Genomic DNA, 19,959 nt, shown 5'->3' with positions numbered 1-19,959 from the left:
ACGAAGCGGTGCGTGAACGCGACCGGCCCCTGAAGACGGGGAGAGGGCCCGTGGACGCGACAGGGCGCGCACCCGTGAAGGTGCGCGCCCTGCTCGGTCGTGCTTCCGCGTCAGCCGGCGCGGCGGCGTCCGCCGCCACCGCCACCGCTGCCGCCACGGGCCTGGCGGCGCTGCTGCTTGCGCTCCGTCGCCGCCGACGGCGCGATGTCGTCGTCGTCCGTGGCCAGATCCGGCGACTGGAAGATCACCGTGAACGGGTTGGGCGGGATGATCCGCTCCGGCTCCTTACGGGCCGGGGGCGGCGGCGTGGACAGGAAAGTCGGCTGAGGAGCCTGGTCGGCGACCGGCTCCGCCTCCCGCACCTCGTGCCGGTCGGCGACCGGCTTCGTCTCCTGCACCTCGCGCGGCATCGTCTCCCGAACCTCTCGCGGCCTGGTCTCCCGCACCTCGTGCCGGTCGGTGACCGGCTCGGCCTCCCGTGTCCGGCGCCGGGTGGTGTCCGCGGTGTCCGTGACGTCCGCGGCCGGCTGGGCAGCGGTGCGCCTCGTACGGCGGCGCGGCTCGGCGGCCACGGCCTCCACCTCGTCCGCGGAGATGATCGCGGGCGTCTCGTCGGTCTTGCGTGAGCGGTTGTCCACGAGCTCGACCTCCGGCGTCTCTACGGGAGTGTCTTCGGCCGTCCGTCCGCCACGGGTGCGGCGGCGCTGGCGTGGCGTGCGCGCGGGGCGCTCCTCGCGCTCCTCGCGCTCGTCCCGGCGGCGGCCACGGGCGCGGGAGCGGCCCGTCTCACCGAGGTCCTCCAGGCGCTCGGCCGACAGTCCCACCCGCGAGCGGTTGGCGTGCGGCAGCACGCCCTTGGTGCCCTCGGGGATGCTCAGCTCGGAGTAGACGTGCGGGGACGTCGAGTACGTCTCCTCGGGCTCGGCGAAATCGAGGCCGAGCATCTGGTTGATCATCTTCCAGCGGGTCAGCTCCTCCCACTCGACGAACGTGACCGCGATGCCCGTGCGCCCGGCCCGGCCGGTGCGGCCGACGCGGTGTACGTAGGTCTTGTCCTCGGTGGGGGCGTCGTAGTTGACCACGTGGGTGACGTCGTCGATGTCGATGCCGCGCGCCGCCACGTCGGTGGCGACGAGCACGTCGATCTTGCCGTTGCGGAACGCCCGCAGCGCCTGCTCGCGCTGGCCCTGGCCGAGGTCGCCGTGGACGGCCGCGACCGCGAATCCGCGGGTGTCGAGCTGCTCGGACACCATGTCGCAGGCCCGCTTGGTCTCGCAGAAGACCATGGTGAGCCCGCGGCCCTCGGCCTGGAGCAGCCGCGACAGGATCTCGATCTTGTCCATCCGGTGGACCCGCCACACGAGCTGACGGACCTGCGGCGTGGTCTCGCCCTCGCCGCTTTCGTGCTCGGCGCGGACGTGGGTGGGCCGGTTGAGGTACTTGCGCGACAGCCCGACGATCTCGCCCGGCATGGTCGCCGAGAACAGCATGGTCTGCCGCTGCTCGGGGATGAGCTTGAAGATCCGCTCGATGTCGGGCAGGAAGCCCAGGTCGAGCATGCGGTCGGCCTCGTCGAGCACGAGCGAGGTGATCTGGCTCAGGTCGAGGTGCTTCTGCTTGACCAGGTCGAGCAGGCGGCCGGGGGTGCCGACGATCACGTCGACACCGGCCTTGAGCGCCTCGACCTGCGGCTCGTACGCGCGCCCGCCGTACACGGTCAGGACTCGGGAGCCGAGCTTGCCCGCGGCGGTGACGAGGTCTTCGCTGACCTGCGTGGCCAGCTCTCGGGTGGGCACGACGACGAGCCCGCGTGGCTTCTTGCGGTTCTTGCGCGGCTTGCCGATGCTCTGGAGCATCGCGATGCCGAACGCGTAGGTCTTGCCGGTGCCCGTACGGGCCTGTCCGATCAGGTCCTGGCCGCTCAGGGCGAGCGGGAGTGCCATCTCCTGGATCGGGAACGGCGTGGTGATGCCCTCGGTCTCGAGGGCATCGGCGATTTCTGGAGTGACTCCGAGGTCTCGGAAAGTCGTCAGCGTGGCCTGCCTCAGTCTCAAATGAAGGCGGGCCTGCCGGGACCGACGGCGGAAACGTTCGCCGTTGCGTGGGTCCTCGCGGTAGAGCCAGCCCTCTCGCGTCATTAGCGACCGCGGGCCCGGGGAGCGGGGGTTTTCGGGGGATCCCCCGAATTTACACAGTGCGGTCGCACTTTCACAGAGCAGTGTACTCGATACCACAACGCTGACCGAGCTTCTGGATGTTCCCGAAGATTACGCGAAGTACGCTGCGTTCCATGAAGGAGTCTCCTGGCGTGGTCGATCTGCTCGGTGTCCTGGCGTATGCCGAGCTCAGCGCGTTCGCGCGGATGACGGAGGACGCCGCGTCGCTGGCGCCCTCCCTGGCGGACCGGGCCGCCCTGAGCGAGCTGGCAGTGGCGGAGTACACACACTTCCGGCTGCTGCGCGACCAGCTCGCCGAGCTGGGCGCCGATCCCGAGGAGGCCATGTCGCCGTTCGTGGAGGCGCTCGACGGCTGGCACGCCCAGACCGCGCCGGGCGACTGGCTGGAGGCGCTGGTCAAGGTGTACGTGGGGGAGGGCATCGCGCTCGACTTCTACCGGGAGGCGGCCAGGCGGCTGGACCCGCCGCTGGCCAAGCTTGTGGACGTGGTGCTCGCGGACGAGGGGCGCTCGCAGTTCGCGGTGGAGCGGGTCAGGGCCGCGCTGGAGGCCGACCCGGTCGCGGCGGGACGGCTCGCGCTGTGGGCGCGGCGGCTCGTCGGTGAGGCGCTCAGCCAGGGGCAGCTCGTCGCGGCGGCCCGGCCGGACCTGGCGCGCATGCTGGTCCCCGCCGACGCGGACGACCAGGCCGAGATCTCGCGGATGTTCGCCCGGCTGACGGAGGAGCACGGCAAGCGCATGACGGCCCTGGGCCTGTGACCAGCCTGCGGCGGTCCTGCGGCCTGTGACGACCCGGTGAGGGGGGCGGCCTGGCCGGTGTGGCGGGTCAGGGGACGCGCGGGCACCCGGGGCGGGTTCAGGGATGGGCGCGGGCGCCCGGGCGTGGGAGGCGGCAGCCCCGGGGCGCCCGGCGGCCGGGCAGCCCCGCCCGTGGTGGTTCGACGGCTGGGCAGCGTGCGCTCTCCCTGCGGAGCACGGGGCGCGAGGTCCAGCGATTCGGTCCGCATCTCGTCAAGGAACCGCCGTGGCGGCGCCAGGCCCTCATAAGGGCACGGTACAGCCGTTTCGGCTCGCGCGCCCGCCCGATGGACGACGCCGTGGTCCCCGGACAGGGGAAGGAGACGCGGAGGGAAGCCCGGCGGGTGAGGGGAGGTGCCCCTCACCCGTGGCTCATGTCAGAGGGTGCCGCCGAAGCCGACCGGGCGGGACTCGTCCTCGCCGATCTCGACGAATCCCAGAGCGGAGGTCGGCACGAGCACGCGCCTGCCCTTGACGTCGGTGAGCGCGACGACGCCGCGCTCGACCGCGAGGGCGTTCCTGATCTCCTCTTCGACCTGCTCGGGCGACAGCTCGGTCTCGATGACGAGCTCGCGGTGCACGGAACGTACACCGATCTTGACTTCCATCATGCTCCCTTTCGTGCCTGTGGACGCGGCCGCTCCGAGCTCGCGCTCGACGGGGGCTGGCTCTCCCATGGTCACCCCTCCGCACGCCGGGCGGGCGGGGTGATCGCGCGCAGCGAACGGGTTAAGCCGTACGCGGAAAACCGCTGATGCCGCGCCAGGCGAGCCGGGCGACGAGCTGCTCGGCCGCCTCCTTGGGGATGGAGCCATGGGTGGTGACCCAGTAGCGCGCGCTCACCTCGGCCATGCCGACCAGGCCGACGCCCAGGAGGTGGGCCTCGTCGCTGGTGCAACCGGTGTCCTCCTGGATCACCGCGCTGACCATCTCCGCGCACTCGCGCAGGGAGCGCTCCACGCGCTGGCGCACCGGCGCGACGTTGCGCAGGTCGGACTCGAACACCAGCCGGAACGCCTCACCCTGGGTGGAGACGAAGTCGAAGAACGCCGCGAACGTCGCCTGTACCCGCAGCTTGTTCTCGTGGGTGGAGGCGAGGGCCTCGCGGCACCGGTTGACCATGTCGTCCACGTGCATGTCGAGCAGCGCGAGGTACAGCTCGAGCTTGCCGGGGAAGTGCTGGTAGAGCACCGGCTTGCTGACCCCGGCACGGTCGGCGATCTCGTCCATGGCGGCCGCGTGGTAGCCGTTCTCGACGAACACTTCCTGGGCGGCGCTGAGCAGCTGCCGGCGGCGGGCGAGTCGGGGCAGCCGGGTGCCCCGGGGCTTGGCGTCCGGGGTTGCTGTCACGCGGGTCTCCCATGGGTCTGTCAGTGTGCCGTGTTGGCACATCCTACGTGCGGGTCAGTCGGCCTCACCGGTAGTCGTCGTCATCGAGGTCCACGACGCGGTCCTGGTCGGCCGCGTCGGCGGGGTCGGCCTCCAGCGGAAGGTAGGGGCGCGGACCACCGGCGTCCTCGCGGGTGGGACGTTGCTGATCCAGGGCGTCGGCCTCCGGCGCCTCGATCGACATCTCGTCCTCCTCCTCGAAGGTCCGGTCGTCGTCGTCCGTGTCGATCTCCGACATGAGAAGTCCCCTTCCAGGTATGGACCGTCACCAGACTACGCCCGGGCGAACAGATCGCCGTGTTCCCCGACGCGGTCGAGTACATCGTTTGCGGTGAACACCAGATCATCGGGGTGTTCGCAGCCCTCGACCTCTTCCCAGAGCAGCGGCGTGGAGACGGTCGGGTGCTGCCGGGCCCGCAGCGAGTAGGGCGCCACGGTCGTCTTGGCCGGGTTGTTCTGGCTCCAGTCGATGAACACCTTGCCGGGGCGCGCCTTCTTCGCCATGACGCTCACCACGTGGTCCGGACGCTCCTTCTCCAGGAGCTGGGCGAGCCGCTTGGCGTACGCGGACGGCTCCTCGCGGCAGTCCCAGTCGGCGTACAGCTGCATGCCCTTGTTGCCGCTGGTCTTCGGCCGGGCGGTCAGCCCCTCGGCGCGCAGCACGTCGCGCAGCAGGAGCGCCACCTCGCAGCACTCGACGACGGTGGCCGGGGCTCCGGGGTCGAGGTCGAAGACCAGCGTGTCGGGCGGCAGCGCCTCGCCGTCGTCCGAGACCCGCCACTGCGGGACGTGCAGCTCCAGCGCGGCCAGGTTGGCGTAGTACACGAGCGTGGGCAGGTCGTCGACGACGGCGAAGTCGATGGTCTCGCGGTTCTTGGTGCTGCCGGGCACCGGGAGCCGGACCCTGCGCACCCAGTCCGGGGTGTGCTCGGGGGCGTTCTTCTCGAAGAAGAACGGGCCCTCTACGCCGTTGGGGTAGCGCTTGACGGTCAGCGGGCGGCCCCGCAGGTGGGGGAGGAGGGCGGGCGCGACGCGGCTGTAGTAGTCGATGACCTCGGCCTTGGCGAAGCCGTCCTCGGGATAGAGGACCTTGCCGAGGTTGCTGAGCACCAGCTCGCGCCCGTCGACGCGGACGGGGACCTTGCTCATGTAGGCCATCTCCCCGGCGAGATCAGGTCTAACCCAACCGGTCGTCCCGCGGCACGGGATTGGCGCGTGCGCCTGCCGGCACCGCCGCTGGCATTGGTTGCCCCGTGACGGGTATGTGCCCATTGGCCAGTTACCTGTTATCGCTTCATCGCTTGAGGAGTGACCATGCGCAGCATCTGGAAGGGTGCGATCTCCTTCGGGCTGGTCACGATCCCCGTCAAGCTCTTCTCCGCCACGGAGCAGAAGGACGTCACCTTCCACCAGGTCCACCGCGAGGACGGCGGCCGTATCCGCTACAAGCGGGTCTGCACGACCGACGGCGAGGAGGTCCCCTACTCCGACATCGCCAAGGGGTACGAGCTGGCCACCGGCGAGATCGTGGTGCTGACCGACGAGGACTTCGAGGACCTGCCGCTCAGCACGTCGCGCCGCATCGACGTGCTCCAGTTCACCCCCGCCGAGCAGATCGACCCCATCTACTTCGCCAAGTCGTACTACCTGGAGCCGGACGCGCAGGGCGCCAAGCCGTACGTGCTGCTCCGCGACGCGCTGGAGAGCTCGGGGCAGGTCGCGGTCGTCAAGGTGGCGCTGCGCCAGCGCGAGTCGCTGGCGACGCTGCGGGTGCGCGACGGGGTGTTCGTCCTGGAGACGATGTTCTGGCCGGACGAGATCCGCAAGGCGGACTTCGAGTTCCTGGAGGAGGACATCGAGGTACGGCCCCAGGAGCTCAAGATGGCCGAGTCCCTCATCACGACGATGGAGTCGGACTTCGACCCCACGGAGTACCGTGACGCCTACCGCGAGGCACTCCAGCAGGTGATCGAGGCCAAGGTGGAGGGCAAGGAGGTCGTCGCGCCGCAGGAGGCCGAGGAGGAGGGCGGCCCGGCCGTGGACCTCATGGCCGCGCTGCGGGCCAGCGTGGAGGCCGCCAAGCGGGAACGCGGCGGCGAGCCCGCCAAGGGCAGGAAGCCGGCGGCCAAGGCCGCGTCCGGGGCGGGCAAGGGCACGCGCAAGGGCGAGGAGAAGCCCGAGGAGAAGGCCGCGCCCAAGCGCAAGACCCGCAAGTCCGCCTGACCGCCGTCCCCGGCAGGACTCGGCCGGACTCGGCCGGACGCGCGGCGGCTCGTGCCGGTAGGTGCCGAGTCGTCAGGTCGCCACGACGTCGCCCGGGTCCGCCCCGGCCTGTTCGGCCCTTGCGAGAGCCCGCGCTCCGGGAGGTGCCGTCCGTGGACGACGCTCTTCGCCGAAGTGCGGGGCCCTCTGGTACGGACACGCGGTTGACGCGCCGGAACGCCGATCCTCATGGGGCGTTCCGGGGCCTCCTAGTTCGGGGCAGGGGTCACCGTGGTGACCGTGATCGTCGGGCGCGGGCGAAAGCGGTTGTCGTTGCGGTTGACCGCGACGGCGTCGGCGTCGGCGCGGTTGTCGTTGTCGTTCCTGTTGTCGTTGCGCAGCGTGATGCGCACCTTCACCCGGTTGCGGTGACCGTCGGCCTGGAAGCCGGGGGTCGTGGCGGAGGCGCTCGACATGGTGGTGGCGGCTACCACGACGGCGCCGCCGGTCAGCGCGACGGCGGTGACGACACCGGCGATCGCGTGCTTGTAGCTGGACACGGAAGTACTCCTTGAAGTGTGATGACTTATTTGCGCGTACAAGGTGAGTGCCTGCGCCGCGTCGGTGCGCCGTGGGAGGGCGGACCCTCCCGCGGCGACCTTGGCGTCACAGGCACTCAAGAGCCGAGCGGTTGCTCGCTACGGCGAGCTGATCCCGTGGGTCAGTCGTCGTCGCCACCGCCGCGGCGGTCGTCGTTGCGGTTGACCGCGACGGCGTCCGCGTCGGCGCGGTTGTCGTTGTCGTTGACGTTGTTGTTGTGGATGTGGATGCGGATCCGCACCTTCTGCCGGCCGTGACCGCCGCGGCCCCAGCCGCCCCAGCCGCCGCACCGGAAGCGGCAGCCGCAGCCCCAGCTGTGTCCACAGCCCGTGGAGGCGCCGGTCGTGCCGACGGAAGCGCTGGCGCTCGACGTGGTCGTGGCGGCGACCAGCGTGACGAAGCCGCCGGAAAGCGCCGAGGCGGCCGCGAGGCCGGCGATCGCTCGCTTGAACATGGAATTCCCCCGAAGAATGGTGAGTGAACGCGCCATCCGTGCGCTCTGCTCGCGCTACGGATAAGGCAGTGGGAGCGCTTCGGTGGTACGCCGAAGGCGCGGAAAGACGGGCTGGAGTTTTCTCCGTTCCAGCTACGGGTCGTGCGTCTCTTCTGCGCTGCGCTTTTCGGCGAGGGGGTCGCCGCCCGCCTCGAGCGAACGGCGACCCCGATGAGCACGGGCGCTCAGGAAAGGTGAACGCGGAGCGCGCCTCGGCCGGAAAGTGCCGCACGGATCACGTGCCCGGCCGGCCTGGCGCTCCGGTCGAGCGCTTCAGCCTTCGGCCGAGGCTCAGTCGTCGTCGCCACCGCCGCGGCGGTCGTCGTTGCGGTTGACCGCGACGGCGTCGGCGTCAGCGCGGTTGTCGTTGTCGTTGACGTTGTTGTTGTGGATGTGGATGTGGATCTTCACGCGGTTGTGGCCGCGACGGTGGCCGCCCCAGCCGCGGAAGCCGCAGCCCCAACGACGCCAGCAGCCCATGCTGAAGTCACCCGAGGTGCTGGTGACGGTGGTGGCGCCGGCGGACGACGCCGTGGTCAGCGCGCCGACGGAGACCACGCCACCGGTCGCGGCGGTGGCCAGCGCGAGGCTTGCGATTGCGCTCTTGAACGTGGGCATTGAGTTCCCCCCTAAAGGATCGGTTGCCCTGGTTCTTCGGCATTTTTCGTGGCTAACGGAATATGCCGTGGATGTTGGCCAAAAGCCTCATCCGTGGCTTTTCATTTCCGGCGTCCGGGCGCGGCAAACGGGACTCTGGCCGTTTTGCTATACCCTAGCGGTCCCATTGCTGTTATTAAGTGTTTATGAAATGAATTGCCATGATATGTCCGTTTTGTACCGGACATTCGGGGCGGCGAGCGCAGCCATAAAGGCGCTAATTCCGAAAAATGCTCTTAAATCCCGTTATGACCCGGAATGGCATGATGTCTGGGTGGGTCGCTATCGTGGAGCGGCGAACGAGGAGGGCGTATGACACGAGAGCCGATCCCGCACTGGCCAGGACGCATGGTGGGCTCGGTGCACGTCAGATCCACCCCCGAAGGTGCCCCCGAGCAGGCCGTGTTCGTCCACGGGCTGGCCGGGTCCGCCACCAACTGGACCGACCTGATGGACGAGCTCAAGGACGACGTCACCGGCCACGCCGTCGACCTGCCGGGAGCCGGCCACTCGCCCGCGCCCGAGGACGGCGACTACAGCGTCGCCGGGCACGCCCGGGCCGTCATCGGCCTGCTGGAGCACACGGGGCCGGCCCACCTGTTCGGCAACTCGCTCGGGGGGGCGGTGTCCGTCCGCGTCGCCGCCGACCGCCCCGACCTGGTGCGCTCGCTCACGCTCGTCTCGCCGGCGCTGCCCGACCTGCTGCCCCGGTACGGGCCGGTGCGCGTGGCCGCCGCCGCGACCCCGCGGATCGGCGAGTGGTTCATCGACAAGCTCCGGCTCCTCCCGGCGGAGCAGCGCATCAACGCCTCGTTCGCGATGGTGTGGGCCGACGTCACCGCCGTCCATCCCGTACGGCTGCGCGACGCCGTCGAGGAGCTGCGCTGGCGCGACGGCCTGCCGTACGCCGTGGCCGCCATGATCGGCTCGGCCCGCGGCATCGTCGCCGAGTACTTCCGGCGCGGCGAGGACACCCTGTGGCGGTGCGCCGCCCGCGTCCAGGCGCCCACGCTCATCGTCCACGGCCGGCACGACCGGCTCGTCCGCCCGGCCATGGCCGCGAAGGCGGCCCGTACGTTCCCGCAGGTCAGGCTGGTGCTGCTGCCGCGCGCCGGGCACGTGGCGATGATGGAGATGCCCTCGGTGGTCGCCGCCGAGGCCCGCCGTCTGATCGGTGAGACGCGATTGGGGAATGCCCCGGTCACCGGCTAGGTTCCAACCTGAGGAACGTGAGATGGGTCCCCCTGGAACGGGAGCGTAGAAAGTGTCGTTGCCACCTCTGGTCGAGCCGGCCGCCGAGCTGACCGTTGACGAAGTGCGCCGCTACTCACGCCACCTGATCATTCCCGACGTGGGGATGGCCGGGCAGAAGCGGCTGAAGAACGCCAAGGTGCTCTGTGTGGGCGCGGGCGGCCTCGGGTCGCCGGCGCTGATGTACCTCGCGGCCGCGGGCGTCGGCACGCTCGGCGTCATCGACTTCGACATCGTCGACGAGTCCAACCTGCAGCGCCAGATCATCCACGGCCAGTCCGACGTGGGCCGGCCGAAGGCCGAGAGCGCCGCGGCGACGGTCCGCGAGATCAACCCTCTGGTCGACGTCGTCGTCCACAACACCGCGCTGACCACCGACAACGTGATGGAGATCTTCTCCGGCTACGACCTCATCGTCGACGGCACCGACAACTTCGCGACCCGCTACATGGTCAACGACGCGGCGGTCCTGCTCGGCAAGCCGTACGTCTGGGGCTCCATCTACCGCTTCGACGGCCAGGCGAGCGTGTTCTGGGCCGAGCACGGCCCCTGCTACCGCTGCCTCTACCCGGAGCCCCCGCCTCCCGGCATGGTGCCGTCGTGCGCCGAGGGCGGCGTGCTCGGCGTGCTGTGCGCGTCCATCGGCTCCGTCCAGGTCAATGAGGCCATCAAGCTGATCACCGGCATCGGCGACCCGCTGGTGGGCCGGCTGATGATCTACGACGCCCTGGAGATGAAGTACCGCGACGTCAAGGTCCGCAAGGACCCCGAGTGCGTGCTGTGCGGCAAGAACCCCACCGTCACCGCGCTGCTCGACGACTACGAGGCGTTCTGCGGCGCGATCTCCGACGAGGCCGCCGAGGCCGCCACCGGCTCCACGATCACCGCTCTGGAGCTCAAGGCCATGCAGGACAACGGCGAGGACATCTTCCTCGTCGACGTCCGCGAGCCGAACGAGTACGAGATCGTCTCCATCCCCGGCGCCACGCTCATCCCGAAGGGCGAGTTCCTCAACGGCTCGGCGCTGGAGCGGCTGCCGCAGGACAAGCGCATCGTGCTCCACTGCAAGTCGGGGGCGCGTTCGGCCGAGGCGCTGGCGATCGTCAAGAACGCCGGCTTCTCCGACGCCGTCCACGTCGGTGGTGGCGTGCTGAGCTGGGTCAAGAGCGTCGACCCCAGCCTGCCGTCCTACTGACCGACGCCCACCTCACCGGACCGGCCGTCCCCTCGGGGCGGCCGGTCCGCTCGCATGCGGGCACCTGGACGGCCGTAGAGGGGCCGCTTCGATGGGGGATCTTGTGCGGGGTGTTCCGGTGATAGACCGGTTTCGCCTGCCGGTCCGGTTTCCGGGGATGACACCGGGTCGCCCGCATTAAGGTCGAAGTCGTGGACATCGCCCGCCCCTGCTGGCCGGCCCTCGTGGCGGCCTCCGCGTTGACGCTCGTCTGCGCGGTGACCGCCGGGGTGGCGGCCGGGGCGGCGGGCACCGAACTGACCCGCGGGCCGAACACCGCCGAGCTGCGCGCCGCCGTCCAGCGGGAGACAGCCGAGCGCTGGCGCACCTGGGCGGCGGGTCGCGTCTTCCCCGCCCGCCTGCCGTACTCCGCCGAGCAGGGCGGCACCGAGCAGGCCAGCCGGATCGGCATCTCCCCGCGGACGAGCTGTGCCGGGGTCGTGGACTCCGCCGCGGACGGCGCGCTGCGCGAGGCGGACTGCCGCGCGGTGCTGCGCGCCACCTACATCGACGCGCTGCGCGGCGTGCTGGTCACGGTGGGCGTCGCGGCGTTCCCCGACGAGCGCGCCGCCGCCCGCGCCACGGCGGCCTTCCCCCAGGCGGGCGAGCCGGTGCCGGGCCTGCGGCCGCTGGCCTTCCGCGGCACGGTCGCCGACCGGTTCACCCCGTCCGTACGGCAGGCCGGTTCCGTACGGCAGGCCGGCCCGTACGTCGTGCTGACCACGGCGGGACAGGCCGACGGGCGGCCCGCGAGCACGGCGGGGGAGCAGCGGCCGGCCGTCTTCGCGTTCGCCGGCGAGCTGGCCGCGCACGTCCTGCACCGCCTGACCACGCCCCGCCTGCCCGACTGCGCCGCGCCGGAGTGGCAGTGCTGAAACGCCCCCGGCTGACCCGTCTTCCGCCGGCCCGGCCCTCGCTGGGCCGCTCCTCGACGGCCCGCCCGTCGATGGCACGGGTGGCCGGGGTGGCGGCGGCCGGAGCGGTGCTCCTCGGCGGGTCACCCGCGCTGGCCGGCCCCGCGCTGGCCGACGACGTGCGCGGCGGCCAGCAGCCGGTCCTCGACACCCTCGAACTGCCCAGGGCGTGGCGGGCCACCAGGGGCGGCGGCGTCACCGTGGCCGTGCTCGACTCGGGCGTGGACCCGCTCCACCGCGACCTGGCCGGCTCGGTGACCGTGGGCAAGGACTTCACCAAGGGCGCGAACCCCCCGGGCGTGCGCCCCCTCCGGCTGCACGGCACGTACATGGCCTCGCTGATCGCCGGTCACGGGCACGGCCCGGGCGGCTCGCGCGGCGTCATAGGCGTCGCGCCCGAGGCGGAGATCCTGTCGGTGCGGGTGATCCTGGAGGACGAGGAGCGGGGGTTCCGGGTGTTCAACACCGACCCGCGCTTCGAGGACGTGATGGCGCGGGGCATCCGCTACGCCGTGGACCGCGGCGCGGACGTGATCAACCTGTCGCTGTCCAAGGAGCTGCCGAGCAGGGAGGAGCGCGCCGCGATCCGGTACGCCATCGCCAAGGGCGTCGTGCTGGTGGCCGCCGCGGGCAACGACGGCGCGCGCCGCCCCGGCCGCGCGGCGCCGTACTCCTATCCGGCGGCGTTCCCCGGCGTGGTCGCGGTGGGGGCGACGGACAGGCGGCTGCGGCGGGCGACGTTCTCGAACGGCAACTCGTCGGTGGTGGTGGCCGCGCCGGGCGTGGACATCATGGGCGCGGGCCCCGGCGACCAGTACTGGGTGGGCCGGGGCACCTCGCAGGCGACCGCGCTCGTCTCCGGGGTGGCCGCCCTCATCAAAGCGAGACATCCGCGGATGTCGCCGCCGCTGGTCGCCCGGGCGCTCGCCGTGAGCGCCACCGACCGCCCTCCGGGCGGCTACGACACGGGCACCGGGTTCGGCGTCGTGAACGCCCGCCGCGCGCTGGCCGAGGCGGGCCGGCTGGCCCGCCACACCGAGACCGCGACCGGCGGCCAGGCCCAGGACCCCGCCTCTCCCGTCGGGGGAGGGGCGGCGGCCCCCATCCATGTGGTCGCCCGCGACCGGGGCAGAGCCCAGGTCTACGGCGTCCTGGCCGCCGCGGCGGCGGGTGGAGCACTGGCCTCCGTAGCCACCATGTACCTCCTGGTCAGGCGCGTGCGCCGCGCACAGAATCCCCAGGACGCATGATCCGCGTGCCAAGGGGGACGAAATACACACGGAGCGATCCTGGGAACGAGGCGGTGGTGAAGGCACGTAGGACGACTTCGGGGCTGCCCCGCGCCGGAGGGGCGCCAGGACGGTCCAACCCCCTCGGCGCCCGATCCGGCCGCCGTTCGCGTGTGCGCGGCTGGCCGGCGGCCGGCACCCGTGTCACCGCGGCCGCCCGCGAGCGGGCCGAGCGGGAGGCGTTGCGGCGTGGCGTTCGCTACCGCCGCTGGTTCGTCGTGCTCGTGGGCGCCGTCATGGCCATGTCGGCCGTCGTCGTGCTGCTCGGCACCGTCGGGCTGCTCGCCGAGACCCGCTCCCGCCCCCTGACCCCCGCCGAGCAGAGCCGCTACAAGCAGGAGGAGATCGCCCGCCGCTGGCAGGCGTGGCCGGCGACCGGGGTGTTCCCCGAGGAGGTCAAGTACCAGGGGCTCGACAGCGCCCAGCAGTACGCCCGGCGCGTCGGCATCGCCCCCGAGACCGCGTGCCGCGACGGCGTGGACGCCTCGGTGGCCGCGATCCTCGACGACCACGGCTGCGTGAGCATGCTGCGGGCCACCTACGTGGACCAGACGGCCATGTTCGTGTTCACGGTCGGCGTGGCCGTGCTGAAGGACGAGGAGTCCCGGGTGTCGGCGGCCGAGCAGCTCACCCAGGACGACCGGGTGGGCGTCCTGCCCGTGGCGTTCCCCGGCACGGTGACCGAGCGGTTCGGCACCGAGCAGCGCCAGCGCGCCGCCTGGGTGGGCGCCGGCCCGTACATCGTGTTCTCCACCGCGGGCTACGCGGACGGGCGCACACGCGCGGCCGTGCCGCCGGAGGAGATCCTGCACAGCGAGCTGTGGCCGGCCGCCCGGTCCATCGGCAACCAGATCGCCTACTTCCTCGCCGACCCGCCCAAGGTCCCGCCCTGCACCCAGGGGAACGTGTGCTGACCGCCGCGGTCCGCGTGCTCGCCGCCGCGGCGCTCTCGCTCACGGGCGTCCTGCAGTCCCCCGCGAGCGTCCCCGTACGGGACCAGCAGCAGTGGGTGCTGGACGCGCTCAACGCCGAGCAGGCGTGGACCGTCACCAAGGGACGGGGCGTCACCGTCGCGGTCATCGACAGCGGCGTGGACCCCGGCCTCAAGGAGCTGCGCGGCAAGGTGACCGCCGGACCCGACATGAGCCTGTCGTCCGTGCAACGCGAGGCCCGGCCCGGCGAGCACGGCACCGCGATGGCCGCGCTCATCGCGGGCACGGGCGCCAAGGACGGCCTGATCGGGATCGCGCCCGACGCGCGGATCCTGTCCGTGCCGCTGGCCGTGGACGAGGAGCCCGGCGCCGGCTCCATCGAGCCGCAGCCGGCCCCCCGGCCCGGCGAGGAGTCGGGCCTGGAGAGCCCGCTGGCCAGGGGCCTGCGCTACGCCGCCAACCACGGCGCCCAGGTCGTCAGCATGTCGGTCGGCGGCTACGGCCCGCTCAAGTCCGAGCGCGAGGCCGTCTCGTACGCGCTGAGCAAGGGCGTGGTCCTGGTCGCCGCCGTGGGCAACGACGGGCAGACCCGCTACGCGCAGACGAACGGCACCTCCTTCTGGAACTTCCCCGCGGGCTACCCGGGCGTCATCGGCGTGGCCGCCGTGGACAAGCAGGGCAGGCGGGCCGCGTTCAGCAGCGACAACCTGTCCGTCCTCGTCGCGGCGCCCGGCGTCGGCGTGCCCGTGGCCAGGCGCGGGGGCGGCTACCAGCCGTCCGAGGGCACCAGCCCGGCCGCCGCGCTCGTCGCGGGCGTCGCCGCGCTGATCAAGGCCCGTCATCCGGCGCTGCCGCCCGAGCAGGTGGCGCAGGCGCTGTCGTCCAGCGCCCGGGGCCGACCCGCGGCCGGGTACGACGACAAGATCGGCTTCGGGGTGGTCGACGCGGGCGCCGCGCTCAACGCCGCCGACCGGCTGGCCGCGGCCAGGCCCGGGCCGGACGTGCCCGACGACCTCCACTTCGGGGAGGGTGTGGACTCCCCGGTGCCGGCGCGGCCCGGGCCCGAGCCGTGGCGGCTCTGGCTGTTCGGCGGGGCCGCGCTCGTGGCTCTGGTCACGTTCAGCGGGGCCATCATGGCGCTCAATCAGCGTAGAAGGTAAAAGATCCGCTATGGTCCCGCGTCATGGGATACGAGCTGCGCGTGGTCCGGGAGGCGCCGATCGCCTACGCCGACCTCGCGAAGGCGATCGCGCCGGCCGGATTCGAGCTGAGCGGGTCGCAGGAGATCGTCGCCAGGTACGGCGGCGGCATGCACACCGTGGCACGCTGGACCGGCCAGGTGGTCGGCGAGCCCGGCTCCGACTGGCAGGTGGCACAGCTCGTCCGGCTGGCCGCCCTGCTCGGCGCCCGGCTGGTCGGCGAGGACGGTGAGAGCTACACGGTGCGCGGCGGCGTGGTCCAGGTGACGGCCGGCGGCACGACGACCGACCTGGGCAAGTTCGACGAGATCATCGACGCCGGCCCCGCCGCGTGGGGCCCCTGACCCTGGAGGGCCGGCAGTGAACCCGTACGCCGAGCGCGTCCTGCAGGTGGTGGAGCGCATCCCGCCGGGCCGTGTCATGTCGTACGGCGACGTCGCCGAGTACCTCGGCGAGGGCGGCCCGCGCCAGGTCGGCGCCGTGATGTCCACGTGGGGCGGCGGCGTGCCGTGGTGGCGCGTCGTCCACGCCGACGGCACCGCCGCCTCGCCCGGCCACCTCCAGGAGTGCCTGGCGAACTGGCGCGCCGAGGGCACCCCCACGCGCGGCGAGAGGGCCGACATGCGCGCCGCCCGCTGGGACGGACGTTCAGTGGATTCTCAGTAAAACGTTTGAGCTGGGGAATTCGCCGCGACGGTGCATGCGCGGTATGAGACTCCCCTTAGCATGGGCAAAACAGGTGATGGCGGTCCGAAAGGCGGTGCCCCCCGATGGCCACCGGCGTCCCAGCCCAGAGCCCGGGCGGCGATCCGGCCGCTGACCGTCTGAAGGTCGTCCAAGATCTCTGTGATCGCGGCGAACCCCTGGACGCGATCATGCGGGCGGTCGGTCCTGGAGGACAGGATGCGGCATTCGACGCGGAAGTGCTCAGCGGCCCGCTGGGCGCGCGGATGGACGTCGCGGTCAAACGCGGCCCCGCGCGCCGGCGCGAGCTCGTCGCCCTGCTGCGCCCCTACCTCGCCAACGTCGACGAACGGGTCAAGCGCGACCTGCCCGTCGCCCGCCGGCTCATCTGCCACCTCATCGAGCACCGTCCCGACGCGGAGCTCATCGACGGCGAGACGCTGACGAAGGCGGTCGCCGCCGCGGCCGAGCCGTCGAAGCGCATCCGCAAGGGCCTGAGCTGGTACGCCGACCTGCCCTTCCAGGACGAGCTGCCGGCCGACCTGTACCGGCTGCGGCGCTCCGACCTGGTGCCCGTCACGCACATCGACGACATCCAGTGGGTGGACGGCAAGCTGCGGATCACCGGCTTCGCCTACCTCGCGGGGCTGTCGGTGCGCAGCCGCCGCGCCAACTGGGCGACCGTCGTGCTGCGCGGCCCCCGCTGGCTGCCGCCGGTGCGTCTGCGCACCAAGCGGACGTTCGAGCCGGAGGCCACCCACGGCGCCCGCGAGCCGGGCTGCAACTACGACTGGTCCGGCTTCTCGGCCGAGCTGAGCCCCTGGGCGCTGCGCTGGCGCGGCGCGGTCCGCGGCACCGTCCACGCCGTCCGCCGCCGGATGCGCCACCGGCCGGCCGTGGCCGACGCCACGACATGGCGGGCCGAGATCGTGTTCTGGAGCCGCGGCGCCCGGGCCACCGGCCTGCTGCGCGGCTCCTCGGTGGGCCGTCCTGAGCGTCCCGCCGGGCTCAAGCTGCGTCCCGGCTGGTGGGTCCGGCCCGTCTGGACGTCCGACCGGGCCCTCCAGGTGGTGCTCCAGCCCAACCGGGCCGAGCTGACCGGCGTCACCGTCGAGGGCGACCGCCTGGAGCTGAGGATCTTCCTGCCCGGCCGTACCGTGACCAAGGGGCACGCCCGGCTGGGCGGTCACCGCATGGCGGCCGACTTCACGCCCAAGCAGGGCGGCACCGAGGTCGTGGTCGTCCAGGCCGTCTCCGCGCTCCTGCAGGAGAAGGACGGGCGGCGGCTCTGGGTCGAGCCGAAGGGCGACCCGGCGGCCTCGGTCATGCTGGGCGACTCGGTCGCGACCCGGGCCACCGTCGGCGACCGCGAGATCACCGTGCTCGGCGACCGGCGCGACCGCGTCATCGTCTCGGCCCACCGCATCCGTCCGGTGATCTCCTCGGCGGTGTGGGAGGGCTCCGCGCTGGTCCTGCGCGGGCGCTACCCCGACGCCCCCGGCCACCGCGTCCTCACGCTGCGCCACCGTTCCGGCCTCTGCTACGGCATCCCGATGGAGCGCGACGGCGAGGAGTTCACCGCACGGATCACGCCTTCGGCCCTGGACCGCTTCGGCGAGAGCGTGCCGCTGTCGTCCGGCACCTGGAACATGTCGACCCGCCACCCGTCGGGGGAGATCGTCCCGCTGCGCATGGACCACGCCGCCCTGCCGGGGCTGGACGAGGAGCCGCGCGAGCTGGGCGGGCACGCGTTCCGGATGATCTCCACCCGCTTCGACGTGCCGGTGATCACCGTCGAGGAGGTGCGGCCCGCCGACGAGAAGGGCGTGGCCGGCACCCACGTGCTGCGGCGGGTCTTCTATCCGGCCCAGCGCACCGAGCCGCTCAACGACGCGACCGTGTACGTGGTCAACGACGGCCGCCTCTACGCCGACAGCGTCCGGGCCGTGTACGAGGAGCGGCTGCGGCGCGGCGACGACCGCGAGCACATCTGGATCGTCAAGGACGGCGCGTTCACGCCGCCGGCCGGCGCCACGGCCGTACGCGCGGGCAGCCGCGAGCACCACGCCGCGCTGGCCCGGTCCCGCTACATCGTGACCAACTCCTTCCTGCCCGTCTGGTTCCGCGCCCGCGAGGACCAGGTGGTGCTGCAGACCTGGAACGGCACCCCGGCCAAGCACATCGGCAACGACCAGCCGCACATGAACCGCGACCCGCGCCCGCCGATCTGGCACCGGCAGGCGGCCGAGGTGCGCGGCTGGGACGTGCTGCTGTCGCAGTCGCCGGCGGCCACGACGCTGCTGCGCAAGGCGTTCGGCTACCAGGGCGAGATCCTGGAGAGCGGGCTGCCGCGCAACGACGTGCTCACCTCACCCGACCGCGAGCGGCTGGCCGCCGAGGTGCGGGCGCGGCTCGGGCTGGCCGAGGGCAAGCGGGTGGTGCTGTACGCGCCGACGTACCGCGACTACGACCGCAAGAACGCCATGGTCAAGCTCGACCTGGCCAAGGCGCGGGAGGAGCTGGGCGCCGACCACGAGCTGCTGGTCCGGGCCCACCCGATGCAGGCCATGCCCGCCGTCCCCGACATCGCCCACGACGTCACGACTTATCCCGATATGGCGGATTTGTTGCTGGTGGCTGACGTGCTGGTCACGGACTACTCATCGGTCATGTTCGACTTCGCGGCCACGGGCCGCCCGATGGTCTTCTACGCGTACGACCTGGCGAAGTACTCCTCCAAGCGGGGCCTGTACGTGGACCTGCCCGAGATCGCCCCCGGCCCGGTGCTGTCCACCTCGGCCGAGGTCGTCGAGGCGCTCCGCTCGATCGACCAGGTGGCTGCCGCCCACCGCGACCGCTACGACGCCTTCCGGGCCACCTACGCCCCGAAGGACGACGGCAAGGCCACGGCCCGCGTGGTCGACCACCTCTTCTCGTAGGCGAGCGGTCGAAGGGCCCCGGCGTACTCGAACGCCGGGGCCCTTTCGCGTGGGCCCGCAGGCCGAAGACCTTCGCGTGCGGCGCTTCGCGCCTTGAACTCAGCCGCTCTTCCAGCCGGGCCAAGTCCCGGCCCCTGGAGGCATCACACAGAGAGGGAACCCCGGAAGCGTGGCGGGCGAAGCCGGTGAAGAAGTGGTGACGGATCAGCTCGCTCCCAGGCGGGGTAGCTGGGACATGAAGCTCATGGCCCGGCGAAGGAGCGGGACGGTCACGGACCCGCCGGCCACCAGGGCGATCTGCAGGGTCTCGAGCACCTCGTCACGGCCGACCCCCTCCTCGTCACACCGTTCCAGGTGGTAGTAGACGCACTCCTCGCAGTCCTTCATCACGGACACGACGAGGCCGAGCAGCTCCTTGGTGGTGACGGGCAGGGCGCCCGCCTGGTAGGCGGCGGCGTCCAGGGCGAAGAACGACTCGAACAGCTCACCACTGCCGCGCAGCCGCTCGTTCCCCTCCGCGCGGGCGAGGCGGAAGGCCGCTGGCGAAGGGGTGGCCGCGTGGTCATGGTGAAGATGCGTGGACTCAGACATGCGGCCACTCTGAGGGAGTGAGCCGCTCGAAGGCCAACAAAGATTCCTGACCGCCGCATCAGGAGCGCTTATCGAGCTTCGACGGAGGCGCCGGCCGGTCAGGCCCCGGCTCGCTCGCCGGCGGGCGGGAAGATCTCGGTCTCCGGCCGCTGCATGTACTCCATGGCCGCCGTGAACACCGGGTCGCTCCAGCGCCGCTCCAGTTCCTCCGGCGTCACGTCCTCGATGCGCGTCTGGATCCACCACACGTTGCCGAACGGGTCGCGTACCCGTCCCACCAGGTCGCCGAAGGCCAGGTGCGTGACCTCCGAGATCGACGTGCCCCCGGCGGCGACGGCCTGGCGGTGGACGGCGCGGGCGTCCTCCACGTACAGCCGTAGGAAAGCGGGCGTCGCGGGCCAGCTCGGCTCCGCGTCGAACAGCATCACGATCGCGTCCCCGATGCGGACCTCCGCGTGCCCGATGCGGCCGTGGTCGTCGACGACGACCCGGCCCAGCTCCTCGGCCCCGAACGCCTCCCGCAGGTAGTCGATGACCCCGGCGGTGTCGCGGGAGATGATCCACGGCGTGACGGTGGTGTAGCCGGTGGGGATGGGCTTGACGGCCATGTT

Annotated in this window: 22 protein-coding genes; 12 read left to right on the top strand and 10 right to left on the bottom strand. The window is 72.0% G+C overall.

What is annotated here, in order from left to right:
• Positions 1 to 110: 110 nt before the first annotated feature.
• The gene (locus AB0H81_RS02840) at positions 111 to 1,943 is read right to left on the bottom strand and encodes a DEAD/DEAH box helicase (protein WP_358368291.1); all 1,833 of its coding nucleotides are present in this window, start codon (positions 1,941 to 1,943) and stop codon (positions 111 to 113) included.
• Between the two features lie 347 nt (positions 1,944 to 2,290).
• Here AB0H81_RS02840 and AB0H81_RS02835 point away from each other — a divergent pair, with 347 nt between their 5' ends.
• Positions 2,291 to 2,935, top strand: a complete 645-nt coding sequence (locus tag AB0H81_RS02835) for a ferritin-like fold-containing protein (protein WP_358368289.1) — start codon at positions 2,291 to 2,293, stop codon at positions 2,933 to 2,935.
• Between the two features lie 416 nt (positions 2,936 to 3,351).
• On the opposite strand, the gene AB0H81_RS02830 is transcribed toward AB0H81_RS02835, so the two are convergent.
• The 4 genes from AB0H81_RS02830 to ligD form a co-directional block, all read right to left on the bottom strand.
• Positions 3,352 to 3,582: a DUF3107 domain-containing protein gene (locus tag AB0H81_RS02830; protein WP_358368482.1), complete on the bottom strand. Its 231-nt coding sequence runs from the start codon at positions 3,580 to 3,582 to the stop codon at positions 3,352 to 3,354.
• Between the two features lie 121 nt (positions 3,583 to 3,703).
• Positions 3,704 to 4,324, bottom strand: coding sequence for a TetR/AcrR family transcriptional regulator (locus tag AB0H81_RS02825; RefSeq protein ID WP_175605892.1), 621 nt, complete (start codon positions 4,322 to 4,324; stop codon positions 3,704 to 3,706).
• A gap of 64 nt (positions 4,325 to 4,388) precedes the next feature.
• Positions 4,389 to 4,601 (bottom strand): hypothetical protein, encoded by a 213-nt coding sequence (locus AB0H81_RS02820; protein ID WP_358368287.1) that lies wholly within the window; start codon positions 4,599 to 4,601, stop codon positions 4,389 to 4,391.
• Between the two features lie 35 nt (positions 4,602 to 4,636).
• Positions 4,637 to 5,512 (bottom strand): non-homologous end-joining DNA ligase, encoded by an 876-nt coding sequence (gene ligD / locus AB0H81_RS02815; RefSeq protein WP_358368285.1) that lies wholly within the window; start codon positions 5,510 to 5,512, stop codon positions 4,637 to 4,639.
• 165 nt (positions 5,513 to 5,677) lie between these two features.
• Between ligD and AB0H81_RS02810 the strand changes: the two genes are divergently transcribed.
• Positions 5,678 to 6,586, top strand: coding sequence for a Ku protein (locus AB0H81_RS02810; RefSeq protein WP_358368282.1), 909 nt, complete (start codon positions 5,678 to 5,680; stop codon positions 6,584 to 6,586).
• Positions 6,587 to 6,834: 248 nt separating this feature from the next.
• Here AB0H81_RS02810 and AB0H81_RS02805 read toward each other — a convergent pair whose 3' ends face one another.
• The 3 genes from AB0H81_RS02805 to AB0H81_RS02795 form a co-directional block, all read right to left on the bottom strand.
• The gene (locus AB0H81_RS02805; RefSeq protein WP_358368279.1) at positions 6,835 to 7,125 is read right to left on the bottom strand and encodes a hypothetical protein; all 291 of its coding nucleotides are present in this window, start codon (positions 7,123 to 7,125) and stop codon (positions 6,835 to 6,837) included.
• 161 nt (positions 7,126 to 7,286) lie between these two features.
• A complete protein-coding gene (locus AB0H81_RS02800) occupies positions 7,287 to 7,619 on the bottom strand; it encodes a hypothetical protein (RefSeq protein ID WP_358368277.1) in 333 nt (110 codons plus the stop codon).
• Positions 7,620 to 7,949: 330 nt separating this feature from the next.
• Entirely contained in the window at positions 7,950 to 8,276 is a 327-nt protein-coding gene (locus AB0H81_RS02795) for a hypothetical protein (RefSeq protein ID WP_358368274.1), read from the bottom strand.
• Here AB0H81_RS02795 and AB0H81_RS02790 point away from each other — a divergent pair.
• From AB0H81_RS02790 to AB0H81_RS02745, 10 genes are all read left to right on the top strand, one after another.
• The gene (locus AB0H81_RS02790) at positions 8,269 to 8,631 is read left to right on the top strand and encodes a hypothetical protein (RefSeq protein WP_358368271.1); all 363 of its coding nucleotides are present in this window, start codon (positions 8,269 to 8,271) and stop codon (positions 8,629 to 8,631) included. The genes AB0H81_RS02795 and AB0H81_RS02790 overlap by 8 nt on opposite strands.
• Positions 8,628 to 9,527, top strand: coding sequence for an alpha/beta hydrolase (locus AB0H81_RS02785; RefSeq protein ID WP_358368269.1), 900 nt, complete (start codon positions 8,628 to 8,630; stop codon positions 9,525 to 9,527). The genes AB0H81_RS02790 and AB0H81_RS02785 overlap by 4 nt, the downstream gene beginning before the upstream one ends.
• Before the next feature lie 52 nt (positions 9,528 to 9,579).
• Entirely contained in the window at positions 9,580 to 10,761 is a 1,182-nt protein-coding gene (gene moeZ, locus AB0H81_RS02780; RefSeq protein ID WP_358368266.1) for an adenylyltransferase/sulfurtransferase MoeZ, read from the top strand.
• 191 nt (positions 10,762 to 10,952) lie between these two features.
• Positions 10,953 to 11,675 carry a hypothetical protein gene (locus AB0H81_RS02775; RefSeq protein WP_358368263.1) on the top strand — a complete coding sequence of 241 codons (723 nt, stop codon included), beginning with the start codon at positions 10,953 to 10,955 and terminating at the stop codon, positions 11,673 to 11,675.
• Entirely contained in the window at positions 11,669 to 12,964 is a 1,296-nt protein-coding gene (locus AB0H81_RS02770; RefSeq protein ID WP_358368260.1) for a S8 family serine peptidase, read from the top strand. The genes AB0H81_RS02775 and AB0H81_RS02770 overlap by 7 nt, the downstream gene beginning before the upstream one ends.
• A gap of 152 nt (positions 12,965 to 13,116) precedes the next feature.
• Positions 13,117 to 13,917, top strand: a complete 801-nt coding sequence (locus AB0H81_RS02765; RefSeq protein ID WP_358368259.1) for a hypothetical protein — start codon at positions 13,117 to 13,119, stop codon at positions 13,915 to 13,917.
• Positions 13,911 to 15,095, top strand: a complete 1,185-nt coding sequence (locus AB0H81_RS02760) for a S8 family serine peptidase (protein WP_358368257.1) — start codon at positions 13,911 to 13,913, stop codon at positions 15,093 to 15,095. Before AB0H81_RS02765 ends, AB0H81_RS02760 begins: the two co-directional genes overlap by 7 nt.
• Positions 15,096 to 15,118: 23 nt before the next feature.
• Positions 15,119 to 15,478, top strand: a complete 360-nt coding sequence (locus tag AB0H81_RS02755; RefSeq protein ID WP_358368254.1) for a hypothetical protein — start codon at positions 15,119 to 15,121, stop codon at positions 15,476 to 15,478.
• Between the two features lie 16 nt (positions 15,479 to 15,494).
• Positions 15,495 to 15,800: an MGMT family protein gene (locus tag AB0H81_RS02750; RefSeq protein ID WP_358368251.1), complete on the top strand. Its 306-nt coding sequence runs from the start codon at positions 15,495 to 15,497 to the stop codon at positions 15,798 to 15,800.
• 209 nt (positions 15,801 to 16,009) lie between these two features.
• Entirely contained in the window at positions 16,010 to 18,757 is a 2,748-nt protein-coding gene (locus AB0H81_RS02745) for a CDP-glycerol glycerophosphotransferase family protein (protein ID WP_358368249.1), read from the top strand.
• 204 nt (positions 18,758 to 18,961) lie between these two features.
• On the opposite strand, the gene AB0H81_RS02740 is transcribed toward AB0H81_RS02745, so the two are convergent.
• Positions 18,962 to 19,348: a carboxymuconolactone decarboxylase family protein gene (locus AB0H81_RS02740; protein ID WP_358368246.1), complete on the bottom strand. Its 387-nt coding sequence runs from the start codon at positions 19,346 to 19,348 to the stop codon at positions 18,962 to 18,964.
• Between the two features lie 98 nt (positions 19,349 to 19,446).
• Positions 19,447 to 19,956, bottom strand: a complete 510-nt coding sequence (locus tag AB0H81_RS02735) for a VOC family protein (protein ID WP_358368244.1) — start codon at positions 19,954 to 19,956, stop codon at positions 19,447 to 19,449.
• Positions 19,957 to 19,959: the final 3 nt, after the last annotated feature.

It is taken from the genome of Nonomuraea sp. NPDC050691 (assembly GCF_040654455.1).
Classification (GTDB): Bacteria; Actinomycetota; Actinomycetes; order Streptosporangiales; family Streptosporangiaceae; genus Nonomuraea.
Note: the sequence above shows the minus strand (reverse complement) of the source record. Positions and strands in the feature narration are given on the sequence as shown.